The following is a 23,431-nucleotide window of genomic DNA, read 5'->3' on the forward strand; positions in this document are numbered from 1 at the left end:
CGGCAACGCCGGCGGTCTCACCATGATCGATCAGACTCCTTCAAGCAGCAGGACCCGCAACAAACGAGCCCTGCCACAAAGTCTGACGCGGGACATCATGGGCACGCCATGATGCTTCGAGCTGCTGCCGGACGGCTGCCAGCCGAGCCTCGCGCAGCTTCAGCCGGAGGGCGGCGAACCCTTGGCCCGGCAGCCCTCGGAGCGGATCCTCCTCCGAGAACTCCGACAGAGCACGACTCAGCACCTCCACCTGTTCCGACCAGGGAAACCGCTCAGCCCGCTGGAGTGCGTCGAGGAACCTGAGGTAGTCCACGCTCTGCCTCGGAACGCGGAGGGCACAGAAGCCGGAACTACTGCGCGGTACGCATTCTTCCCCCAGAACGCGCCGCAGGTCGGCCATCGCCCGATCGACCAGTCGCCGGTCGAAATCGCGCCCGGGCCACAGATGACCGAACACCTCCTCGATACTGCACCGACAGTCCGGCGACATCACCAACAGGCCGAACAACGCCGCTGGCTTCGTCGTACCGAAAACCCTTTTGGCACCCGCCACTTCAAGACTGATCACACCAAGTACGCGCCCGTCCATGCTTGTCTCCTCCGTCGCACGGTGACGGCGACCGCTTCCGCGACGCCTGTCGGATTCTGCGCACACTCGACACTCGCTGCGCGGGGCTTCACTCCTTCACGCCCCCTCAGTACTGCCTCAGCTCCTCCTCAGATTCGGTCCCTCCACGGCGCTTCACAGTCGGGCACGATTGCACCAGTCACTCCCCGGGAGGGATGAAGGAAACCCAACAACCCCTGAAAGAAGGCGAGTTCATGAGCAACCGTCAACGCAACCGACGCTCGGTCCGCCGCAAGCGGTCTTCCGACTACCCGTCCACCAAGCACCGTTCGACCGGAGCGGTGAAGAAGCCGGAGATCACCCCGGAACCGTCTGCGGTCGAGCCGGAAGCGCCGTCGCCGGCCGACGACTGAGCCCTTGATTGCCGGGTGCCTGCCTCCGGGCGGGCACCCGGCGGAGGTGGCCACAGCTCACTCCGAGTGTCGGCCGCACCCACGCCATACCAAGCAGAGTCGAAAGCACGGCAAGTCCGCACAAAAGTGGGACACATGGGGCGCATTCCCGTTATGTCCGTTCTACGCCCCATCCTGCCGCGTGGGTTCTCTCTTCGCCCAGCTTTCATCCCACTCAGTGAAGCGAGAAAGGACAGCTATGACGGCTGTCGGTTCCAGCGGCGCATTCGCTGCCGTAGCAAGGTACTTCACCAATCCCCGGGTCCAGGATGCCGTGCGCCTGACGGTGCCGTCGGCCGATGCCGACGGACAAGAGCGCTCCTTCACCCCCGACAACGCCCTCGAAGCCCTCTACGGGCCGGACGCGGAACCCGAGCTGACCGCTGCGATCTGGCAGGCGGCCGTGCTGTCCGCGGCCACCGAGCCCAGGTCCACGGACAGCCACTGCCTCCTGCTGATCTGGCTGATGGTGCCCCGACTAGCCCGCACCGCCCAGCACATCTGTCGCCGACTGCGCGCGGACCGAGGTGACATCGAGGCGGAGATGCTCATGACTCTCGTCACCGAACTGCGAACCACCAACCTCGAGGTGTTGCCGACCGCCGAGGGCCTGATCAAGGCCGCTCGCAGCAGTGCGTGGCGATTCGCGCGAGCCGGCCTCAAGGAGACTGCGAGCGCGTTTCTGGAGAATCTCGGGGAGGACTCCCGGCTGACTCCGCACGACGAACCCGAACCCGCCGAGCAGCAGCACGGCACGGAAGTGGAGATCAGCCGCCCGGACGGGCCCGACGGCTTGCGCACACCGCTGCGCTTCACCCTCCCGGCAAACCGCCTTGGCAAGGAGACCCTGCGCCGCCTTACGGATCGGGCGGCCCCGCAGGACGACCAGTGCCGGGCCCGGAACTCACGGTCCGCATCCACCACTGTCACCGGACGCCGTACGGGGAGGCTCCTGTGAGCCCGACCTCCCAAGGCCCGCTCAGCTTCGTCGAGATGTTCGAGCTGCCGACGGTGGTGGACGTGCGGACGGCCGCGCGTGCGCTCGGCGTCTGCCCCTCCACCGCCTACCGGATGCTCCAGCGCCAGGCATTCCCCTGTCCCGTGCTGCGGGTGGGCGGACGCTACCGGATCCCAACGATCGAGCTGATGCGCGCCCTCGGAGTGGACGAGCACCCGGTGTACTCCGCGGAGCTCAGCCGACCGACGGAGTTCGTCCAGGAGACGTTCGCGTTTTGAGCAGGTGCGTGCGTAGCCGTTCGCCTCCCGTACGGCGCCGGCCCGGCAGCAGCGTGCGGTGAGACTGCAGCTTCCCGGCCTTCGTACTGATCCAGGAGTACGGCGACCTCGCGGGCGTCCGCGCCGCCGCCGACCCGGCGGTCGGGTTGCGAGGGCCGGGAAGGCCGGGCGCGTCCGTCCCGGGCGAATTGAGGTCGTCGGCGGAACCGGGATCTGCTACTACTGTCCCCCGATTCGTTGATCAACTCGGGGGGCGGTTCAGCATGCAGCAAGACAGCGCGGTCGTCGCGCTGACCGGAGTCCGCAGGACGTACGGCTCCGGCGAGAGCCGGGTCGCGGCGCTGGACGGGGTCACCCTGGAGTTCCCGGCGGGGACCTTCACCGCGATCATGGGGCCGTCCGGCTCCGGGAAGTCGACCCTGCTGCAGTGCGCGGCCGGGCTCGACCAGGTGGACGAGGGCCGGGTCCGGCTGGCCGGGGTGGACCCGCGCGGCATGTCGGAGACCGCGCTGACCAAGCTGCGCCGCGAGCGGATCGGCTTCGTCTTCCAGTCCTTCAACCTGCTGCCCACCCTGACCGCGCGCCAGAACGTCGAGCTGCCGCTCAAGCTGGCGAAGAAGCCGCCCCGGCCCGCCGAGGTCGACCGGGTGCTCGCCGAACTGGGCCTGGCCGCGCGTGCGGCGCACCTGCCGAGCGAGCTGTCCGGCGGCCAGCAGCAGCGCGTGGCCATCGCCCGCGCGCTGGTGACCCGCCCTCAGGTGCTGTTCGCCGACGAGCCGACCGGCGCCCTGGACTCGCGCACCTCGCGGGAGGTGCTGGCGCTGCTGCGCCGGATCGTCGTCGAGCACGGGCAGACGATCATCATGGTGACCCACGACCCGGTGGCCGCCTCGTACGCCGGACGCGTGGTCTTCCTGGCCGACGGCCGGGTGGTGGACGACCTGGCCGACCCCACGGCCGAGGCCGTCGCCGCCCGGATGGCCACCCTGGAACCGCTCGACGACGAGCCGGACGGGTCCGGCGACCACGAACCCGCCGGCCACGCTGCGGCCGACCGTGCGGGGGCGGCGACTTGCTGACCCTGGCCCTCGCCAACCTGCGCAGCCGCTGGACCGCTTTCGTCGGGACGTTCGTCGCCCTCGCCCTGGGCACCGGACTGATCTCGATGATGGCGCTCGTCCTGGCCGCGACCCTCGGTACGCCGCACCCCGCGCCCCAGCGGTTCGCGGCCGCGACCGCCGTGGCCGTCCCCGTCGACGCGCGCGGGGAGGCCGCCCGGCTCCCCGCCGGACTGCCCGCCGCCCTGCTCGCCGAGGCACCGTCCGGGGCCGTCGCCGACCGCACCTTCCCGGCCCGGTGGCCGGGCGGCCCGTCCGACGGGGTCGGGCACGGCTGGTCCTCGGCCGCCCTGACGCCGTACCACCTGACGGCCGGCCGGGCCCCGGCGGCGGACGACGAGATCGTGCTGACCGGCGGCGCCGAGCTGGTCGGCCGGCGGATCGACCTCGCCACCGCGGCCGGGCGCTCCGCCTACACCGTGGTCGGCGCCACCGAGCAGCGCTGGTTCGAGCACGCCGCCTTCCTCACCGACTCCGCCGCCGCGCGGATCTCGCCGCCGGTCAACGCCCTGGCCGCGACCGGCCCGGCCGGCCCGCTGCCGTCGGCCGACGGGGTGCTGCTGCTCACCGGGCCGGACCGCCGCCAGGCCGACCCCGACCCGTCCGGCGGCGCGGACCAGTTGCTCAACGCGCAGGCCATGGCCGCCACCACCAGCGGGATCGCGGTCACGGTCGCGGTCTTCATCGTGATCGCCACCTTCGCCTTCTCGGTCGAGCAGCGCGGCCGCGAGCTGGCGCTGCTCCGGCTCACCGGGGCCACGCCGCGGCAGGTGGCCGGCCTGGTGCTGGCCGAGGCCGGACTGGTCGGCCTGGCCGGGTCGGCGGTCGGGGCGGTGCTCGGCGTGTTCGGCGCCGGGGCGCTGCGCGGGTGGATGGTCGGTCACGGCGTCGCACCCGACTGGTTCGGGATCGGCGTCGATCCGCTCGCACTGCTGGCGGCCGTGCTGCTCGGCCTCGCGTCGGCGCTGCTGGGCGCCGCCGCCGTGGCCGTCCGGGCCGCCCGGGTCCGCCCGGTCGCGGCCCTGCGGGACTCCGCCGCGAACACCCGGGCGATGACGCCGCTGCGCTGGGTGCTGGCCCTCGGCCTGCTGGCCGGCGCCGTCGCCACGGGCTGGACGATCACCTCGACCTCGCCCGAGTACGCGGTGAACGCCCGCAAGTACGGCACGGTGCCGCTGCTCTTCGTCGGCGGCCTCGCCCTGCTCGCGCCGGTGCTGCTGCGACCCGCCGCGCGGCTGGCCACCTGGCCGCTGGGCCGGCTCGGCGCCGGTGCGCTGATCGTCCGTCAGAACACCCTCAACGCCAGGCGCCGGACCGCCGCCACGGTCACCCCGGTGGTGGTGGCGGTGGGCCTGGTCGCGGCCATGGTGAGCATGCAGGCCGCCGGCGACCGGGCCCGGGTCGAGCTGGCCCGGGGCCGGACCGGCGCTGCCGCGGTGGTGCTGCCCGAGGACGGCGGGCTGCTGGACCGTCCGACGGTCGCCGCGCTCGCGGACCTGCGCGCCACCACCGTCACCCCCACCCGGATCGAGATCACCGGCGCCGACGGCACGGTGCTCGACTCACTCACCGGCCAGGCCGTCCCGCCCGGCGCGCTCGGCTCCCTGCTCACCCCGACCGTGGTCGCGGGCTCGCTGACCGGGCTGGGGGACGACTTCCTGGTCGTCGACGAGCACACCGCCCGCAGCGACGACCTGTCGGTCGGGCAGACCGTCGGCTGCCGACTGCCCGACGGCTCGCGGACCGAACTGCGCATCGCGGCGGTGGTCCGGACGGGCCTGAGCGGCGACGACACCTACCTCGCGGCGGCGCACGCGGCCGGCGGGCTGCCCGCGCTGGCCTGGCTCGGCACCCCCGCGGACGCGGCGGCGGCCCGGGCGGCGCTCGACGGCCGGACCGCACTGGTCGGACCGGCCGACCGCTACTTCGACCGGCTGGCGGCCAAGCAGCGCGCGCAGTCGCGGAACGCGAGCGTGGTGGTGCTGGGGATCTCGGTCGGCTACGCCCTGCTCTCGGTGGCGAACACCCTGGTCATGGCCGCGGCCGGCCGCCGCCGCGAACTCGCGGCGCTCAACCTCGCGGGCGCGACCAGGGCCCACGTCCTGCGCCTGATCGCGGCGGAGTCCGTGCTGGCCGTGCTGGTGGGCAGCCTGCTCGCCGCCGTGGCCGGCGCCGCGGTCGCGGCCACCCAGGCGACCGCGCTGCGCCGCCTGGTCGGCGGGTTCGCGGTCACGGTCCCCTGGACGGCGGTCGCGCAGGCGACGGCCCTGTGCGCGGCGGTCGCGGTGACGGCGGCCGTCCTCTCCGCCTGGCGCACCACCCGCGGACGGGCCATCGAGGCGGCGGGGGCACGCGAGTAGCCGCCTCCGGAAGACCGCGCTCCGGGTTGCGGGCACGTGCATGCCTATAGGTTTGGGTGTGGAGTGGCGCCTTTGGAGAGCACGGAGATTCCCAGCGGAGATGTGGCAGCCGAGCTTGATCTGTGATACTGCCGCGAGCCGCGAGCCGCGAGCCGCGAGCCGCGAGCCGCGAGCCGCGAGCCGCGAGCCGCGAGCCGCGAGCCGCGAGCCGCGAGCCGCGAGCCGTCTGAGCGGTTCGGGGGGCTGTGTGGGACCCTGCGAGCGGGCGGAGGTGGGCGATGGGTCCCGATGAGCGCATTCGTGTTCCCGTGGGGTGGGGGGCCGGGCGGTGGCGCACTTTCGCGGGGGAACGGAACGTGGTCGTCGCGGCCCGGACGGTCACTTCGCTGGTGCGGGTGCTGGACGTGGTGCCGGAGGTGCTGGGCGACGACGCCCGGGTCACCATCGTGTTCGCCTACGATCCGGCGTCCGCGTTCAACGACGGCGTGCTCGATCTGCTCCGTTCGCTCGGCTGCCGCACCATGCCGTGGTCGCAGGTCGACGAGGTTTCGCCGGACCTGGTGATCTCCGCCTCGGAGAACGTCACCGCCCCGGCCGGCGACTGCCCGGTCCTCGTGCTGCCGCACGGGATCGGCTTCCAGAAGCAGGTGCCGGCCCCGGTGGGTCCCGGCACCCGGCTGTCCGGGCTGGTCCCGGAGGAGCTGCTGGCCTCCCGCCGGGCCTGGATCGCGCTGTCGCACCCGGACCAGGCGGCGCAGCTGGCCGCGGCGCACCCGGGGACGGTCGGCCGGACGGTCCTGGTCGGCGATCCGTGCCACGATCGGCTGCTGGCCGGTGCGCGCTGGCGCGAGCGGTACCGGTCCGCGCTCGGGGTCCGGCCGGGGCAGCGGCTGGTCCTGTTGAGCTCGACCTGGGGCACCGGGTCGCTGATCGGGCAGCACCCCGAGCTGCCCGCCGAGCTGCTGGCCCACCTGCCCGCCGACGAGTACCGGGTGGCGCTGGTCCTGCACCCGAACGTCTGGTCGGGGCACGGCGCCTGGCAGGTCCGGGTGCTCCAGCGCCGGGCCACCGAGGCCGGGCTGATCACCGTCGATCCGGTGGACGGCTGGCAGCAGGCCCTGCTCGCCGCCGACCTGGTGGTCGGGGACCACGGCTCGGTGACCCTGTACGGCGCGGCGGCGGGCCGGCCCGTCCTGCTGGCCGCGTTCGGTGCCGAGGCGGTGGCCGGGACGGCGTCCTGGGCGCTGCGGGCCGCGGCACCCCGGCTGGACCTCGACCGGCCGCTGCCGGAGCAGCTGGCCGCGGCGGTCGCCGGGCACACCCCGGAGCGCTACCGGGAGGCGGTGGAGATGGCCTTCGCCGTTCCCGGGGAGTCGCTGCCTCGGCTGCGCGAGACGGTCTACGACCTGCTCCGGCTGGCGCCGCCCAAGCAGCCGGCCCGCACGGCCCGGGCCTTCGCACCGGTGGCCGGCGACGGCGGGCCCGCCCGGTCGCTGCTGGTCCGCACCGCCGTCACCGCTCGGAGCGGGCGGGCGGTCGAGGTCGAGCTCCGGCGCTTCCCCGCCGTCCTGGCCCGGGAGACGGCCGAGACCGCCGACGCGTTCTGGCACCTGGCCTGCGACGTCGACGAGCCCGACACCCGGCTGACCGAGAGCGCCACCGCGCTGCTGCAGGGGTCGCCGGTCTTCCCCGAGGAGGCCGGGCGGCAGCGGCTCGCCGAGCTGCTGGCCGCGTTCCCGGGCGCCCGGGCGGCGGCCCTGCCCGTCGCGGACGGCTGCCTGGTCCGGCTGCGCGACGGCAGCACCGTGCTGGCCACCGGGGCGGGGCCGGACCCGGGGATCGCCGCCGCCGCGGTCTACGCCTGCCTGCGACTGGGCCTCCGCACGGAGGAATCGGACGGCCCGGACGGCCTTGTGGTGACGCTGCGTCATGGTGCCGGCGCGGAACGGGTGGTGCTGTGCCCGGACCGTCCCGGAACAGCGGCCGGTCAGCCCGCGGCGAGCCGGGCGCGGACCTCGGCCGCCTTCGGGCTGCCGCCCTCCTCGTAGATCGCCAGGGCCCGCCGCAGGCACTCTTCGGCTTCGGCCGGGTCGTCCAGCAGCGGCGCGAGGTCTTCCAGGGCCTGGGCCTCGTAGTACGTGGCCTGCTGCTTCGCGAGTTCGGCGGCGGCCTGCCGCAGGTCGGCGGCCGCGGCGGGGCGGTCGCCGAGCCGGGCCCGGACGCGCCCCTGGTCGGCCAGGGCCCGGGCCGCCATCCTGGCGTCCCCGCGGGTGAGCAACTCCGTACGGGCGGCGGTGAGTTCGGCCAGTGCTGCGGCACGGTCGCCGGCCGCGTCCTGCGCGCAGCCGAGGAAGTAGCGGGCCAGCGCGGCGCCGCGGGCCTCCCCGGCCCGATGGTTGAGGTCGAGCGAGGTGCGGTAGGCGTCGATCGCCCGGGCCGGGTCGTGCCGGTCCCAGTAGCGGCCGAGGAACTCCTGCACGGAGGCCTGGAGCACGAGGTGGCCGGTCTCGACGGCCAGCCGGTCGGCGGTCTCCAACTGCGCCCGCGCCTCGGCGTCCCGGCCCAGGTCGAGCAGCGGGCGGGAGAGCAGGCTGCGCAGCCGGGCCTCGGCGGCGGCCGCTCCGTCCTCGGCGGCGGCGTCGGCGCCGAGTTCCAGGGACTCCCGCCAGTCGGCGAGGTGGCGGTGGTGGAGGAAGAGGACGGTGAACACCTCGGCCAGCTGCCACACCGGCCGGTGCAGGCCGAAGCCGTAGGCGGCCCGGAGCACCGCGAGGATGTTGCCGCGTTCGGCCTCCAGCCAGGCCAGGGCGGCCTCCCCGGGGCGGTCCGCGGCCGCGAACGGTCCGGCGGCGGGGGTTTCCGGGCCAGGGGCGTCCGGGCCGGTGCCGAGGATCTCGGCCGGGTCGGTGAAGCGCAGCCGGTCGGTCCGGACGGCGAGGTCGGCGCGCAGGGTCAGCGCCAGGTAGTGGCCGGTGGCCCGGCGCACCACCTGCTCCTCGGTGCCGGGCGGGTCGGCGCGGCGGGCCGACTCCCGGGCGTGCAGCCGGACCAGGCTGTGCATGGTGTACCGGTCGTCCGCGCCGCGGACCAGCAGGCTCGCGGCCTCCAGGGTGTCCAGCGCCTCCTGGACGGCGGCCGGTTCCCGCCCGGCCGCCACCGCGACCAGGCCGGTGTCGAAGGCCCGGCCGGGCAGCAGGCCCAGCAGCCGGTAGATCGCGGCGGCCGGGTCGGGGAGGTCCCGACAGACCAGTTCGAGTGCTGCCGACATGCTGCGCTCCTCCGGGCCGGACGATGCTGCGATGATGTTCAACCTGGCTTTCTCGTCTGCGAGTTCGGTGACCAGTGCGCCGACCGTCAGCCGCCGGTGGGTGGCCAGCCGGGCGGCGCACAGCCGGATCGCCAGCGGCAGGCCGCCGCACAGGTCCACCAGGTCGGCGGCGGCCGGCTCCGCCGCGAGCTGCGGCTGCCCGCAGCGGGCCGCCAGCAGTTCGAGCGCGCTCGGCCGGTCCAGGACGTCGAGTTCGAGCAGGACGGCCCCGTCGCCGGCCAGCTCCCCCAGCCGCCGGTTGCTGGTGGCGAGCACGGCGCTGCCCGCTCCGTGCGGCAGCAGGGCGGTGACGTGCGCCGGGCTGCTCACGTCGTCGAGGACCAGCAGCATCCGCCGGTCCGCGGACATGGTCCGGTAGAGCGCGGTGCGGTCGGCGAGCCCGGTGGGCAGGAAGGTCTCGTGGACTCCGAGGCCGCGCAGGCACATCGCCAGCGCCTCGGAGACGTCCCGGCCGGCTCCCTCGCCCAGCTTCCCGAAGTCGACGTAGAACTGGCCGCCGGGGAAGCGGTCCCGGTTGCGGTCCGCCCACTCGCTGGCGGCGGCGCTCTTCCCGATCCCGGGCATCCCGCTGAACACGCCGATCGGGCAGCCCCGGCCGGACTCGGCGTCGACGAACGCCGCGTCGAACTCGGCGAGCGGGTCCACCCGGTCCACGAAGCGCCGGGGCGGCCTCGGCACCTGGTCCGGGCGGCGGTACTCGGGCGCGGCCGGCCCGGCCGCGTGGTAGGTGGTGAGGTTGATGCCCCCGTGCACGCTGCCGGCCTGGAGGACCGGGCCGTGCGCGACGCCGGACAGGCTGTTGCTCACGCTGCTTCGCACGGACGGCGGTTCGGGGTGCTCCGGCTCCGCCCGCCCGTTCATGCAGCCTCCGCTCCTCCGGATCACCAACGGAGGTCACGCTACTGGATGGGGCGGGCCGGGGCCGGTGGTTCGGCCGGACACGACCGGAAGAGGACGCCGGGGCGGGTCGGGCAGCCTGGCGGGTCAGGCGGCCGGGCGGCGAGGCGGATCAGGCGGCCGGGCGGCAGAGCAGGATCTGCTTCGGGGAGGTGCTGGTGAAGGGGGAGGCGTCGTAGTCGCCGTGGCGGTCGAGGACGTCGAGGCCGGCCAGGCGGCAGAGGGCGAGGAGTTCCTCGGGGAAGAAGCAGCGCATGCTGACCTTCTTGGTGCGGACGCGCTCGCCCGCGCGGAGGTAGTCGAGGGTGAAGTGCAGGACCTGGGTGGCGGCGTCGTAGCCGGTGCTGGCGCGGACGTCGAGGGGGGTGCCGTCGAGGTCGGCGACGGACTTGTGGTGGTAGGGGGCGTCGGGGAGGCGGGAGAGCTTGGCCGGGGCGGGGTTGAAGACGTCCAGGATCAGGGTGCCGTCGGGGCGCAGGACGTCGCGGGCGGAGGTGAGGAAGGCCAGCACCGAGTCCAGGTCGTGCAGGTGCTGCATGGCGTTGGTGGCGGAGAAGACCAGGGCGAAGCGGCGGTCGGTGCGGATGCTGCGGCAGTCCTGTTCGAGCCACTCGACGGGGAGCTGTTCGGCCGCGGAGCGGCGGCGGGCCCGGGCGAGCATGGCGGGCACCACGTCGAGGCCGGTGACGTCGACGCCCGCGCGGGCGATCGGCAGGGTGATCCGGCCGGTGCCGCAGGCGACTTCGAGGACGGGGCCGCCGGCCCGGACGGCCCGGTCGAGGAAGAACGGGATGTCGTGGGTGCGGCCGGCGAACTCCTGGTCGTAGAAGTCCGCGTCGTCGTAGACGGCCAGGTCGGTGAGGGGTTTCATCGCGGTACCGCCGGGGTCGGGCCGAAGGTGTCGGCGAGGCTGGTGAGGACGGAGCCGGGCCAGGGGTTGGCGCCGAAGACGGTGACCGGCAGGGCGAGCAGGCCGTGCTGCTCGCGCAGGGCGGCGGCGGGCAGCGGGACCGGGAAGAAGTAGTTGCCGGGGCTGGTCCGGGCGGCGGCCGGGATCGCGGCGAGCACCTCGGCCGGCAGCCGGGCGAACAGCCGCTCGGCGCGGTCGGCGAGCGCGTCGGCGATCCGCTGCGGGGTGTCGGCGTGGGTGCCCAACAGGCTTTCGGCGAGCCGCAGTCGGCTCTGGTCGGGCGGGTCGGTGCGGAAGGCTTCGGCGGCGCCGGACTGGTCGGGGCCGAGCAGGACGATGCCGAAGGTCTGCGGCCACAGCCAGCCCTTGGTGACCGAGTGCAGCAGGACGGCCCGGCCGGTCTCCAGCAGGCGGCGGGTGCCGGCCGCGAACGGGGTGCCGAGGTCGTAGACGGTGTCGATCAGCAGGCGGCGGTGCGGCGACTCCCCCAGCCAGGCGGTGAGTTCGGCGCACTCGGGGTCGGTGAGGAAGCGGCCGAGCGGCTTGCTGGGGTTGGTCAGCAGCAGGTACTCGGGGCGGCCGGTCGGCGGGGCCTGCGGCAGGCCCGGGGCGGGTAGCGTCGGGTAGCCGCCGGGGGTGAGGCCGGCCGCCCGGGCCAGCTCGCCGTAGACCGGATAGACGTCCGACGGAATCCACAACTCGGCCTGCTCGGCATGGAGTTGACGGAACATCAGGGCGAGGCCGTGCCGGACGCCGCGGCTCACCATGGCGCGCCGGGACCACTCCGGCGGCAGCCCGTAGCGGTGCAGCCACGTCCGGGCCAGGTCGCACCGGTACACCGTCCGGTCCGGGTCGACGGTGGAGGGGGCGGCCGGGTCGGCCGGGCGCAGCGGGGCGAGCGCCCGGTAGACGTTGGTCTCGGCGGCGTCCACCAGGCCGGGGTGGGCGGCGAGTTGCTGCTCCCGGTAGTGCTGGAACTCGTCGTACCTCATGCGGTGGCCGCTCCTGCCGGGAGGATCTCGCTGGCCCGGTCCTCCAGCGAGGCGTAGCAGCGGCCGTCGGCGAGGACGTTCCAGCTGCGGGCGACGCCGTGGGCGCGTTCCCAGTAGAGGCTGGGTTCGGTGTAGGCGGCGAGCCGCATCGGCCGGCCGTCCCAGCTGCCGTCCAGGACGGGGGCACCCCAGGGGAGGCGGTCGACGGTCTCGAAGCCGTGCCGGGCGGCGAACCGGGTGAGGACGGCGAGCGGGACCTGGTGGTCGCGGCTCCAGGTGTTGGCGGCGCGGTCGAAGTAGAGCGATTCGGTGCTGGTGGAGACGTAGAGCTCCTTGAAGCAGACCTCTTCGACGCCGAGGGCGGCGGCCCAGGAGAGGTAGGCGGCGATCCCGGCCTCGTCGGCGACGCCGCCGTGCTGGAGGACGCAGATCAGGCGCAGTCGCAGGCCGGGCCAGCGGTCGCGGCCGGTGCGCCAGGCTTCGACCACCTCGCCGACGGGCGTGTCGAGCATCATCAGGCGTCCGCTGACGGCGTCGTCCTGGTGGTGCCGGGAGACGGCCAGCACGCCGAGGCCGGCCTCGTGCAGGGCGGCGAGGCGGTCGGCGCGGTCGGTGGGCCCGCCCTTGGCGAGGTTGTGGGCGTTGGTGATCAGGACGGTCTTGGGGTAGACCGCGGCGCAGGCGGCGACCAGGCGCAGCTGCTGGTCGAACGGGAGGATGGTGGGTTCGCCGCCGCCGGTGATGACGGCGCGTTCGGCGCCGGCCTCGCGGGCGCGGGCCAGCCAGGCTTCGACGGTGTCCCAGGGGACCCGGGCGGGGGGCTGGTCGGCGGAGATCGAGGCGGCGGAGAAGCAGAACGAGCACTTGGCCTGGCAGGCGTTGGCGACCGGCAGCACGGAGACGGAGCGCGGCCGCAGTTCGGCGTACGGGCGCTGGACGTCCTGGTGCAGGTGCAGGGAGGCCGCCATGGCGTCCTCGACGGTGGTGGGGCGGAGCGCGGCCCCGTCGCCGCCGTCCTCGGTGCCGTCGAGTTCGTGGACGGCGGCGAGCCGGAGGGCGGGCCGGTGGAGTTCGGCGCCGAGGCCGGTGCGGGTGTTGGGGTGCAGCTCGGCGGGGTCGACCTCGGTCTCCAGCACGAGCAGCCGGTCGCCCGGTATCGCCAGCCGGTCCAGCAGGCGGCGGGCCTTGTCGATGCCGATGCCGAGTTCGGCGCGGGTGAGCAGGTGGAACCGGTCGGGGAAGCTGCTCTCCGGGATGCCCGCCTTGTCGTAGGCGAGCGCGTACTTGTCGAAGCCCCTGGCGAAGTTCGACAGCACGATGACGTGGAAGCGCCGGTCGGTTCGGTTCATCTCCTCATGATGCACGGAACCGCGGTCGGCCCGGCGTCGCCCCCCCCTGCGCGGGGGGGCGACGGCCCGGGCCGGACGGCTCAGGAGACGTTGACGTTGATGTCGTCGAGGACGAACGAGGTCTGCTTGGTGTAGTCCTCGGTGCCGGTGAACTTCAGCGTGACGCTCTGGCCCGCGTAGGCGGACAGGTTCAGGGTGCGCTGCTGGTAGCCGGTGGCGGCGTTGGTGTTGGAGTAGGTGGCGAGGGTGGTGCCGTTGGCGGTGACGGTGAGGGTGTCGAAGACGGTGGTGGCGGAGGACGCCGTGTCGATGTGCAGCCAGAAGCTCAGCGCGTAGGTGGTGCAGCCGGCGGGCAGGGTGACGGTCTGGGCCAGGCTGTCGGTGTTGGCGGCGCCGTAGCCGTCGAGCCAGGCGTCGTACGTGCCGCTGTGGGCGGGCTCGCTGCTGCTGGAGTTGATGGTGCTGGCGCCGCCGCTGTTGGTCTCGGTCCAGCCGGAGGTGGAGCCGGTCTCGAAGCCGGGGTTGGTGATCAGCTGGGCGGCGGTGCAGCCGGTGCCGCCGCCGGCCGGGTTGACGGTCCAGGTGAAGGCGGCGGTGGCGGACGGGCCGGTGGAGTCGGTGGCCTTGGCGGTGACGGCGTAGCTGCCCGCGGTGGTAGGGGTGCCGCTGATCAGGCCGGTGGCCGGGTTGACGGTCAGGCCGGCGGGCAGGCCGGTGGCGGAGTAGGCGAGGGTGCCGCCGGCGGTGTCGGTGGCGGCGAGCTGCAGGCTGGTGGCGGTGCCGGCGGTGGCGGTGCGGGCGCCGGGGTTGGTGAGCGCGACGGTGCCGGTGCTGCCGCCGCCGCTGCCCTGGGCGAGCCAGGCGGTGGCGTTCAGCGCGAGGGCGGCGTCGGTGCCGGCCGGGTCGTCCCAGCCGTTGTAGAGGGTGTTGCCGGGCTGGCCGGTGCCGTCGTCGATCGGCGAGGAGTCGCCCCAGACGGCGACCCGGCCGCTGCCGAAGGTGGAGGTGGCGAAGGCGGCGCCGGTGGTGCCGCTGTAGCCGGTGCGGTACACCAGGCCCTTGACGTTCGGGTTGTCGGCGGGCTTGAGGGTGAAGGTGGTGCCGTTGCGGATGATCGAGCCGGTGACCTTGCCGAACGGGCCGTTGATCACCGGGTCGGTGGTGTCGGCGATCGCCCGCGGGTTGTCGGTGGCGATGTTCAGCAGGTCGACGGAGAAGCCGAACGGGTCGGTGCTGTCGACGCTGTTGGTGGTCAGCAGGTCGTTGATGATGGCGGGCGAGTCCCAGCCGTCGTTGTTGCGGTCGCTGACGGTGTGGTCGGAGATCAGGAACAGGCCGCCGCCGTTCTGGACGAACTTCATCACGGCGGTCTTCTCGGCGTCGCTGAGCCGGATGTTGGGCTCGGGCAGCACGAACTCGTCGAAGTTGGCGAGGTCGAGCGCGCCGCCGGTGCCGTAGGTGATGGTGTTGCCGGCCGGGAGGGTCTTCAGGCTGTACTGGCCGGTCTTCTGGAGCGCGACGCCCCAGGCGGAGATCGCGCCCGTCCAGGAGGTCTCGGTGCTGGGGTTGGCGTTCTGGCCGAGCGGGTCGGGCTGGCTGGTGGAGATGATCCAGTCCGCGTTGCCGGCGGTCTCGGCCTTGGTGTTGTCGAACAGCACCCGCTTCGGGGTGGTGGTGGCGGCCTGCGCGGCGGTGGCGCTGCCGGCGGCCGGAGCGCTCGCGGCGGCCGGGGCGAGGGCGTGGGCGTGCTGCGGGACGGCGGTGGCCAGTGCGGCCACCACCAGGGCGGCGGCCGCCAGGCCGGTCGGGCGGACGGTCCTCGGTGCCCTGATCATCTGTCGATCTCCTCGTGCCGTGGGTGTTCGTCACAGACAGTGCGCTACGCGCGTAGTCGCGCAGGACACCGTCCCATGATGGAGTGAGCGGCACTTGAACGGAACACGTCGAGTTGATCCGGCGTCAGTCTTGACCGGGTCAAGGGGCGGTCATGGCACGAGGAGCCGCCGCGGGGGTGCCGGCGGGGAGCCGGGAGGCCCGCCACCGGTGCTCAGGCACACCGGGGGCGGGCCTCCCGCGGGGGCCGGCCGGTCCACCAACCGGCCGTCCCGGTACGGGGGTTCCTCGGGAGACCGGACGGTCAGCCGGCGGGGGTGAGGCGGAAGGTCTGGGCGGGGCCGCCGGTGCAGGTCCACTGCTGGAGGCGGGCGCCGTCGGCGGTGGAGACGTCGGTGACGTCCAGGCACTTGCCGCTGTTGCGGTTCACCAGCGTCCAGCTGCCGTCGGCCTGCCGGGCGGGCCGGAACTGCTGGTTGGCGCCGCCGGACCACTGCCAGGTCTGGATCTCGGCACCGTCGGCGGTGGCGGCCCCGGTGACGTCCAGGACCTGTCCGGTCGCGGCGGCGTTCCGGTTGACGACCCGGTAGTAGCCGCCGTCGGTGGGCGTGAACTGCCACTGCTGGTTGGCGCCGGTGCCGCAGGACCACTGCTGGACGGCCGTGCCGTTGGCGGTGCCCCAGCCGGTGGCGTCCACGCACTTGCCGGAGTGGGTGTTGGCCAGGGTGTAGGGGACGGCGGGGTCGACCGTCCCGCCCGTTCCGCCGCCGACGGGTGCGCCGGGCCAGGTGAAGGTGGCCACCGCCCCGGCCGGGAGGTCGTAGACCAGGGAGCGACCGCCCTCGCTGATCGAGAAGTGCTGGGAGCCGCCGGTGGCGTTGAGCACCACGTCGCCGCGCGAGCCGTCCGGGTTCAGGAAGGCGACGTTCTGCAGGCCGCCACTGCCCTGACTCGTCGAACCGATGCGGTGCGCACCGGACTTGACGAACTTCGAGAGGTGGCCGAGCACGTAGTACTCGGCGTTCTTGCGGTAGGTGCCGTCCGCGATCTCCAGCACGCCGTTGCAGGTGGTGGAGCAGTGGCCGTACTGCGGGCCGCCGTTGGCGTCCAGCGCGACGTTCCACAGCACGGCGGTGCGGCCGCCGCTGCGCAGGTTGCGGACGATCAGGTTCTCGGTCTGCCACTTCAGGGTGTCGGCGAAGGTCTGCGCGGGGGTGGCCGAGTCGCTGCCGGTGCACTCGGTGAAGAAGACCGCCTTCCCGGTGTCGGCGACCTGCTGCTCGGCCTCGGGCTGCCCGCCGTAGCAGTGGAAGGCCGCGCCCTTGAGCCGGGCCACCGCGGCGTCCTGGGAGAGCACGCTCAGCGGGAAGTTCGGGTCGTCCCAGTTGTGGTCGTAGGCGTACAGCTCGGTGGGCAGGCCGGCCGCGGTCAGCCTGGCGTCCAACACCTTGATGAAGTCGGCCTGTTGGGCGGCCGTCATCCCGGTGGACGGGTAAGTCGTCTGGAACTCCGGCTCGTTGGCCACCGTCAGATCGCCGATCGGGGCGCCGGCCGCGCCGTAGGCCCGGACCGCCTTCACCAGGTAGTCGGCGAAGTCCCCGTAGTTCTCCGGCTTCAGGCTGCCGCCGTTCAGCGAACCCGAGGTCTTCATCCAGGCGGGCGGCGACCACGGGGTGCCCATGATCCGGAGGTTCGGGTTGACCGCCCGGGCCTGGGTGATCGCGGGCAGGATCTCCTGCTGGTCGCGGGCGATCGAGAACGCGCCCCTGGTGTCCTCGTACGAGTAGAACGGCAGGTGGGAGACGAAGTCGGAGGCGCCGAGCGGCTGGCGCAGGTAGTTCAGGCCGATGCCGCTGCCGGTGGTGGCGAACAGGTCGTTCATCAGGGCGGCCCGGGTGGCGGCGGGCAGCCCCGCCACCAGGTGCGCGGAGGACTCGGTGAACGCCGCGCCGAACCCGACCAGCGGCTGCCGCACGTCACCCGCGTCGATCGAAATGTCCTGCGCCTGCGGGGAGTCGGACGCGAACGGGACGCTCGCCGCCCGGGCCAGCCGGCTGCTGCCGTCGGCGGTGGTGATCCAGACCTGGGCGGTGGTGTCGGCGGCCCGGGCGGCCGTCCCGCCGGCGGTGGCGAGCGCGGTGGCGGCCAGCGCGAGGGCGACGGCGATCCGGGTGGAGCGGTGCGGTCCGGGCATGCTGCGGCTCCTCACGTCGGGGGCCTCACCCCCGCGCCTTCATGAAACGAAATGAAACATTTCTGGAATCCGTGCCTGCGTTCAGGAAACGGCACCCGCTTTCCCCATGTCAAGATTCCTGCACCCCTTGCGAGTTGGGAGCGGTACGATCCCTTTCGTGAAACGGAACGGTGAAACACATGGGTAGGCCGAAGTCGACGCGGGTCACCGTCCGGGAGATCGCGGCCGCCGCCGGGGTCTCCCCCGCGACGGTCTCCCGGGTCCTGACCGGGCAGGCCGTCGTCGCCGACGGGACCAGGGCCGCCGTCCGCGCGGCGATCGAACGGCTCGGCTCGCCCGAGACGGCCGCGCCCCGGCGGACGGGCCGCCCGGGCGCGGTGTTCGTCCGCTGCCCCTACCTGCTCACCGACTACTTCGGCACCGTCGTCACCGCCGTCGCCGAGGCGCTGGACCGGCACGGCCGGGAGCTGATCCTCAGCGCGGGCGGCTCCGCGCAGCGCAACGGGGCGCTCGCCGCGCTGCCGCACCGGCGCGACCTCGCCGGGGCGCTGCTGGTCCTCCCCGTCGAGGAGAGTTCCGAACTGGAGCAACTCCGGCGCCAGGACGTCCCGTTCGTGGTCGTCGACCCCCGCACGCCGGTCCCCCGGGACATCGCGGCCGTCTCCGCCTCGCACTTCACCGGCGCCCGCAACCTGACGGCCCATCTGGTCGCGCTCGGCCACCGCCGGATCGGCTTCATCAACGGCCCCGGCGACTGGCTGGCCGCCACCTCCCGCTTCGCCGGCCACACCGCGGCCCTCGCCGAGGCCGGCGTCCTGATCCCCCCGGAACTCGTCACCGGCATCGAACCCACCAGCGACCAGGGCCACGCGGCCGCCGCCCGCCTCCTCGACCTCCCCCAACGCCCGACCGCCCTGGTCGCCTTCAACGACAAGGCCGCCATCGGCGCCCTCCGCGCCGCCCACGAACGCGGCCTGCGCGTCCCCACCGACCTCTCCGTCGCCGGCTTCGACGACGACCCCCTCAGCCGCGCCGCCGTCCCCGCCCTCACCACCGTCCGCCAACCCCTGGAAGAACTCGGCAACCTCGCCGTCAGCCTCCTCCTCCGCCTCGTCGAGGGCCACACCGTCGAAGCCCTCCACGTCGAACTCGCCACCGAACTCATCCCCCGCGCCTCCACCGGCCCGGCCCCCGCCACCTGACCGCCGACCGGGCGAAGGGTCCTGTCGCGTTCCCCGTGCTTCGCTCGCGGGCGGTTCCCCCCGGGACGGTGACCGGTCGGCTCGTGCCGACGCACCACGGGCAATGACCCGTCCGGGCAAGGGAACCGAGATGTTCCTGTACGAGCTGGGCGTGGCGTCGGTCGGGCCCTGGTGTCGGCGCTTGCGGACCTGTCACGTGAACGGGGCTGCTACGGCGCCGGCCCACACTCTCGCCGCACCGACCACCGCGGGGCCGCACCGGGGGTTCGACGACAGGCCCGGGATGATCGATTCCAAGCCGTCAGTGGTCATACGCGCTCAGCGACCGCATGGTGAACAGCTGCGACTCGAACTCGCTTGGAGTGCGGTCGCGCGGGAGTCCAAGTCCGTCTTCACACACCGAACACACCGACCTCGGACTCCCGCGCATCGCCCCGGAACAGCAGCGCCGGCCGACTCCACCGTTCAAAGGAAGGGCGCGTTTGGCGACTGCCTTGTAGGGTCCGGGAGATGACCACAACTCCCTCGTCCCGCAGCTCCAGGTCCGAGGCCGCCGAGATGTTCCTGCGCGACTTCCACAACAACGGACCAGGGCGCCAGTCGGTCAACACGGAGCGGGCCCCGCTCGCCGACGGCCGCACCAGTTACCAGGTTCTGGCCGCCGAGGTCGCCGGCGCCCGCCGGGTGCTTGACCTGGGCTGCGCGGACGGCGCGCTGCTGGAGGTGCTGGCCGCGGCCGGTGCCGAGGAATTGGCGGGCATCGACCTGGCGGACCAGGAGCTGGCGCTGGCCCGGGTGCGTCCCGCCCTCACACGTGCGGACCTGCGGCAAGGGCGGGCCCAGGAACTGCCGTTCGCCGACAACTCCTTCGACGCCGTGGTGTCGCACATGGCGCTGATGCTGATGCACGACGTGGACCTGGTAGCCGCCGAGGCGGCTCGGGTGCTGGCGCCCGGCGGCCGGCTGGCCGTCGCCGTCGGGGGCGGGGCCGTCGACGGCGAGGCCATGAGCCTGTTCCTGACCCTTGCCCGCCCCTGCTTCAAGGCGGCATCGCCGGAGCGGTCCATGCCGCGGCTCGGCGACGGCAGGGCCCGCAGCCGTGCGGGCCTGGACGAATTGTTCGGCCCAGCCGGATTCGCGCCGGTGAGCTGGGACACCGTCGTCATCGACATGGGCGGCACCCCGGAACAGGTCTGGGACTCCACCACCGAAGCCTTCTACGACATGGTGGTGCTCGCCCCGGAGCAGACCGCGAGCCTGCGCGCCGAGTTCCTCGCCGCTGCCCCGGCCCTGCTGGACACCGACGGCCGCATTCCCTCCGGCATGCGCCTCAACGTCGCCACCACCCGGCTCCTCCCCACTCACCACGGGGCGAACTGATCGCCACAGGGCCTGCCCCCTTGGAATCGATCGCCCAGTGCCGCGTCGGGCAACCTTTGCCTGACGCGGCTAGAAGGGGGTGCCCTCCGGGAAGACTGCGGCGATCCGGGCCTCGCGGGCCTGCTTCTCCTGCCGGTGGGCCTCCCGGAGGCGGTCCACGGTCTCTTCGGGGACGCCCAGTGCGGCGGCCAGTCGCTTGATCTGCTCCAGTTCGCCGGGGGCGATGACGCCGTCCGCGTCGCAGGCCCGCAGCGCGTCGAAGACCAGCGGCACCCGGGTGACCCGGGCGAGCACCTCCGAACTCTCCACCAGCGCGACCACGTCCTCGTCGGCCGGGTACGCGGCGAGCTCCCGCAGCAGGTCCGGGTTCCCCCCGGTGAGGGTGCCCATGTACCCCAGGACCCAGTCCCGCTCCTCCGGGGCGAGGACGCCGTCGCCCTTGGCGGCGACCAGCAGGGCCTTCGCGTAGATCCGGATGTCGCCGAAGTCCGGGAGGGTGCTGAACGCCCAGTCCTGCCGGAACAGCCAGCCGGCCGTCCCCGGTCCCGCGTACGCCGTTGCTTCGGTCATCGTCGTTCCCCTTTGCGCGCGTCTGCTCGAAGGGCGGTCGGCCGGGGCGGCCGACCGCAGCCGTCCCAGCCGCAACGGCCGCGCTGCGGAAGCCCGTTGCAGGTGGCACTCACCGAGTGTCGGGGGAACCCGGCCGTCCGGTCGGCGGTACGGCACCGCCGCCACCCGAACGAGTGGCGGCGGTGACCGGCGGCGGAGGCGGAGTGGCCTAGCCGACGGAGGAGTAGGCGATGATGCCGCGACGCATGGCGTCGACGGCCTTGCGGGCGGTCTTGCGGAGGTCGGTGTTGTCGCCGGCGGCGTCCTGGATCTGGCCGAGGACGTCGATGAGTTGCTTGGTCCAGCGGACGAAGTCGCCGGCGGGCATGTCGGCGTCGCGCAGGACGGCGTCGAGGTCGTGGCCGAGGGCCCAGCGGTAGGCCGTCCAGGCGAAGCCGAGGTCGGGTTCGCGCTGGCCGACGCCCTCAGCGGTGGAGATCTTGTGCTGCTCCTCCAGGTCGTCGAGGCGGCTCCAGATCCGGACCATGTCGCCGAGCGCCTGCTTGGTGCCGCCCTCGGGCACCCGGGGGGCGACCGCGTCGTCGGACTGCCGGGCCTCGTAGACCAACGCGGAGGCGCAGGCGGCGAGTTCGGCCGCGGCGAGGCCGTTCCAGACGCCTTCGCGGATGCACTCGGAGGCGAGCAGGTCGAGTTCGCCGTAGAGCCGGGCCAGGCGCTTGCCGTCGTCGGTGACGGTGTCGCCGCTCAGGTAGCCGAGGTCGGTGAGCAGGCCGCAGACCCGGTCGAAGGTGCGGGCGATGGTGTGGGTGCGCGAGCGCATCCGTCGTTCGAGGAGTTCGGTGTCGCGGTGCAGGCGGTGGTAGCGCTCGGACCAGCGGGCGTGGTCCTCGCGCTCGTCGCAGCCGTGGCACGGGTGCTGGCGCAGCGCGGCGCGCAGCCGGCTGATCTCTGGGTCGTCGGCGGCCGCGGCGCGCCCCTTGCGGAAGCGCTCGGGTTCGAGGTGCCCGGCCTTGGTGCGCAGCGCGGAGGCGAGGTCGCGGCGGGACTGCGGGCTGCGCGGGTTGAAGGACTTGGGGATGCGCATCCGGTCCATCGCGGTGACGGGGTACGGGAAGTCGATCATCGCCAGGCGCTTGACCTGGCGCTCGGCGGTGAGCACGACCGGGCGCGGCCCGTCCTGGAAGTCGGGGTGCCGGTGGTGCCGGCCGCTGCGGCTGTCCGGCGGCAGGCCGGGGTCGAGGACCAGCGCGAGGCCGGCGAACTTGCCGGTCGGGACGTGGATGATGTCGCCGGGCTTGAGCTGTTCGATCGCCTCGACGGCGGCGTTGCGGCGCTGGGTGGAGCCCTCGCGGGCGAGTGCGTTCTCGCGGTCCTTGAGGTCGCGGCGCAGGCGCATGTACTCGTCGAAGTCGCCGAGGTGGCAGGTCATCGACTCGCGGTAGCCGTCCAGGCCCTCCTCGTTGCGCTGGACCTGGCGGGCGATGCCGACCACCGAGCGGTCGGCCTGGAACTGGGCGAAGGAGGTCTCCAGCAGTTCCCGGGAGCGGTGCCGCCCGAACTGGCCGACCAGGTTGACGGCCATGTTGTAGGACGGGCGGAAGGAGGACTTCAGCGGGTAGGTGCGGGTGCCGGCCAGGCCGGCCAGCGCCTCCGGGTCGAGGCCGCGCTGCCAGAGCACCACGGCGTGGCCCTCGACGTCGATGCCGCGGCGGCCGGCCCGGCCGGTGAGCTGGGTGTACTCGCCGGGGGTGATGTCGGCGTGGGTCTCGCCGTTCCACTTGACCAGCTTCTCCATGACCACCGAGCGGGCGGGCATGTTGATGCCGAGGGCGAGCGTCTCGGTGGCGAAGACCGCCTTGACCAGGCCCTTGACGAACAGCTCCTCGACGACCTCCTTGAACCGGGGCAGCATGCCGGCGTGGTGGGCGGCGATGCCGCGCTCCAGGCCGTCCAGCCACTCGTAGTAGCCGAGGACGTGCAGGTCCTCGTCGGGGATGTCGCGGCAGCGCTCCTGGACGAACTGGCGGACCGTCAGGCGGTCGGCCTCCCGGTTCAGGCGCAGGCCGGAGCTGAGGCACTGCTGAACGGCGGCCTCGCAGCCGGCCCGGCTGAAGATGAAGGTGATCGCGGGCAGCAGGCCCTCGGCGTCCAGCCGGTCGATCACGTCGACCCGGCCCGGCGTCCAGACCCGGCCGGGGCGGCCGGTGGGCATCGAGCGGCCGCGGCCGCGGGCGAACCTGTCCCGGCCGCGGTCGGCCTCGGAGCGGGCGAGGCGGACCAGTTCGGGGTTGACCGCCTTGGCAGGGTTCTTCAGGCTGCCCTTGGGGCGGCCGTCCCGGTCGGGGCTGGCGAACAGGTCGTACATCCGGTTGCCGGCCATCACGTGCTGCCAGAGCGGGACGGGGCGGTGCTCGGAGACGATCACCTCGGTGCCGCCGCGGACGGTGTCCAGCCAGTCGCCGAACTCCTCGGCGTTGGAGACGGTCGCGGAGAGCGACACCAGCGTCACCGACTCGGGGAGGTGGATGATGACCTCCTCCCAGACGGCGCCGCGGAACCGGTCGGCGAGGTAGTGCACCTCGTCCATCACCACGTAGCCGAGGCCGTCGAGGGCGCTGGAGCCCGCGTACAGCATGTTGCGCAGCACCTCGGTGGTCATCACGACCACCGGCGCGTCGCCGTTGACGGAGTTGTCGCCGGTGAGCAGGCCGACCTTGGCGGCGCCGTAGCGCTTGACCAGGTCGCCGTACTTCTGGTTCGACAGCGCCTTGATCGGCGTGGTGTAGAAGCACTTGCGGCCGGAGGCCAGCGCGAGGTGGACGGCGAACTCGCCGACGATGGTCTTGCCGGAGCCGGTCGGTGCGGCGACCAGGACGCCCTTGCCGCTCTCCAGGGTCTCGCAGGCCCTGAGCTGGAAGTCGTCGAGCGGGAAGTCGTACAGCTGCTGGAAGCCGTGCAGGGCGGTGGCCTCCCGCTTGGCGCGCTCGCGCGCGGCCGCGTACCGCTCGGCGGGGCTGAGCTGCTCTTCTTCGGGCATGGGAG

Annotated in this window: 17 protein-coding genes; 8 read left to right on the top strand and 9 right to left on the bottom strand. The window is 73.5% G+C overall.

Annotation, left to right across the window (positions count from 1 at the left end; genetic code table 11):
• Positions 1-40: 40 nt before the first annotated feature.
• Positions 41-589, bottom strand: a complete 549-nt coding sequence (locus ACIOHG_RS13500) for a hypothetical protein (RefSeq protein WP_400949287.1) — start codon at positions 587-589, stop codon at positions 41-43.
• 194 nt (positions 590-783) lie between these two features.
• Between ACIOHG_RS13500 and ACIOHG_RS13505 the strand changes: the two genes are divergently transcribed.
• From ACIOHG_RS13505 to ACIOHG_RS13530, 6 genes are all read left to right on the top strand, one after another.
• The gene (locus ACIOHG_RS13505; protein ID WP_400949290.1) at positions 784-981 is read left to right on the top strand and encodes a hypothetical protein; all 198 of its coding nucleotides are present in this window, start codon (positions 784-786) and stop codon (positions 979-981) included.
• Between the two features lie 238 nt (positions 982-1,219).
• Positions 1,220-1,978: a hypothetical protein gene (locus tag ACIOHG_RS13510; RefSeq protein ID WP_400949292.1), complete on the top strand. Its 759-nt coding sequence runs from the start codon at positions 1,220-1,222 to the stop codon at positions 1,976-1,978.
• Positions 1,975-2,256 (top strand): helix-turn-helix domain-containing protein, encoded by a 282-nt coding sequence (locus tag ACIOHG_RS13515; protein WP_400949295.1) that lies wholly within the window; start codon positions 1,975-1,977, stop codon positions 2,254-2,256. Before ACIOHG_RS13510 ends, ACIOHG_RS13515 begins: the two co-directional genes overlap by 4 nt.
• 263 nt (positions 2,257-2,519) lie before the next feature.
• Positions 2,520-3,335: an ABC transporter ATP-binding protein gene (locus ACIOHG_RS13520; protein WP_400949298.1), complete on the top strand. Its 816-nt coding sequence runs from the start codon at positions 2,520-2,522 to the stop codon at positions 3,333-3,335.
• Positions 3,329-5,734, top strand: coding sequence for an FtsX-like permease family protein (locus tag ACIOHG_RS13525; protein WP_400949301.1), 2,406 nt, complete (start codon positions 3,329-3,331; stop codon positions 5,732-5,734). Before ACIOHG_RS13520 ends, ACIOHG_RS13525 begins: the two co-directional genes overlap by 7 nt.
• Positions 5,735-6,090: 356 nt before the next feature.
• On the top strand, positions 6,091-7,782 hold the full coding sequence (locus tag ACIOHG_RS13530) for a hypothetical protein (RefSeq protein WP_400949302.1): 1,692 nt from the start codon (positions 6,091-6,093) through the stop codon (positions 7,780-7,782).
• Here ACIOHG_RS13530 and ACIOHG_RS13535 read toward each other — a convergent pair.
• The 6 genes from ACIOHG_RS13535 to ACIOHG_RS13560 form a co-directional block, all read right to left on the bottom strand.
• Complete coding sequence (locus ACIOHG_RS13535) at positions 7,722-9,923, bottom strand: NB-ARC domain-containing protein (protein WP_400949305.1); 2,202 nt, start codon at positions 9,921-9,923, stop codon at positions 7,722-7,724. The two genes, ACIOHG_RS13530 and ACIOHG_RS13535, sit on opposite strands and share 61 nt — an antisense overlap.
• 148 nt (positions 9,924-10,071) lie before the next feature.
• Positions 10,072-10,830, bottom strand: a complete 759-nt coding sequence (locus tag ACIOHG_RS13540; RefSeq protein WP_400949308.1) for a class I SAM-dependent methyltransferase — start codon at positions 10,828-10,830, stop codon at positions 10,072-10,074.
• Complete coding sequence (locus ACIOHG_RS13545) at positions 10,827-11,861, bottom strand: aminotransferase class I/II-fold pyridoxal phosphate-dependent enzyme (protein ID WP_400949310.1); 1,035 nt, start codon at positions 11,859-11,861, stop codon at positions 10,827-10,829. Before ACIOHG_RS13545 ends, ACIOHG_RS13540 begins: the two co-directional genes overlap by 4 nt.
• Entirely contained in the window at positions 11,858-13,210 is a 1,353-nt protein-coding gene (locus ACIOHG_RS13550) for a radical SAM protein (RefSeq protein WP_400949312.1), read from the bottom strand. The genes ACIOHG_RS13545 and ACIOHG_RS13550 overlap by 4 nt, the downstream gene beginning before the upstream one ends.
• 80 nt (positions 13,211-13,290) lie before the next feature.
• A complete protein-coding gene (locus tag ACIOHG_RS13555; protein WP_400949315.1) occupies positions 13,291-15,045 on the bottom strand; it encodes a putative Ig domain-containing protein in 1,755 nt (584 codons plus the stop codon).
• A 302-nt stretch (positions 15,046-15,347) separates the two neighbouring features.
• On the bottom strand, positions 15,348-17,237 hold the full coding sequence (locus tag ACIOHG_RS13560) for an RICIN domain-containing protein (RefSeq protein ID WP_400949317.1): 1,890 nt from the start codon (positions 17,235-17,237) through the stop codon (positions 15,348-15,350).
• Positions 17,238-17,416: 179 nt separating this feature from the next.
• Between ACIOHG_RS13560 and ACIOHG_RS13565 the strand changes: the two genes are divergently transcribed.
• Together ACIOHG_RS13565 and ACIOHG_RS13570 are read left to right on the top strand one after the other, a co-directional pair.
• On the top strand, positions 17,417-18,439 hold the full coding sequence (locus ACIOHG_RS13565) for a LacI family DNA-binding transcriptional regulator (RefSeq protein ID WP_400949319.1): 1,023 nt from the start codon (positions 17,417-17,419) through the stop codon (positions 18,437-18,439).
• Positions 18,440-18,949: 510 nt separating this feature from the next.
• Positions 18,950-19,819, top strand: coding sequence for a class I SAM-dependent methyltransferase (locus ACIOHG_RS13570; RefSeq protein WP_400949321.1), 870 nt, complete (start codon positions 18,950-18,952; stop codon positions 19,817-19,819).
• Between the two features lie 69 nt (positions 19,820-19,888).
• Here the strand turns inward: ACIOHG_RS13570 and ACIOHG_RS13575 are convergent, their stop codons facing one another.
• Together ACIOHG_RS13575 and ACIOHG_RS13580 are read right to left on the bottom strand one after the other, a co-directional pair.
• On the bottom strand, positions 19,889-20,389 hold the full coding sequence (locus ACIOHG_RS13575) for a hypothetical protein (RefSeq protein WP_400949324.1): 501 nt from the start codon (positions 20,387-20,389) through the stop codon (positions 19,889-19,891).
• Positions 20,390-20,597: 208 nt separating this feature from the next.
• Positions 20,598-23,426: a DEAD/DEAH box helicase gene (locus ACIOHG_RS13580; protein WP_400949945.1), complete on the bottom strand. Its 2,829-nt coding sequence runs from the start codon at positions 23,424-23,426 to the stop codon at positions 20,598-20,600.
• Positions 23,427-23,431: the final 5 nt, after the last annotated feature.

The sequence above is a fragment of the Kitasatospora sp. NPDC088134 genome (assembly GCF_044741705.1).
Taxonomy (GTDB): Bacteria; Actinomycetota; Actinomycetes; order Streptomycetales; family Streptomycetaceae; genus Kitasatospora.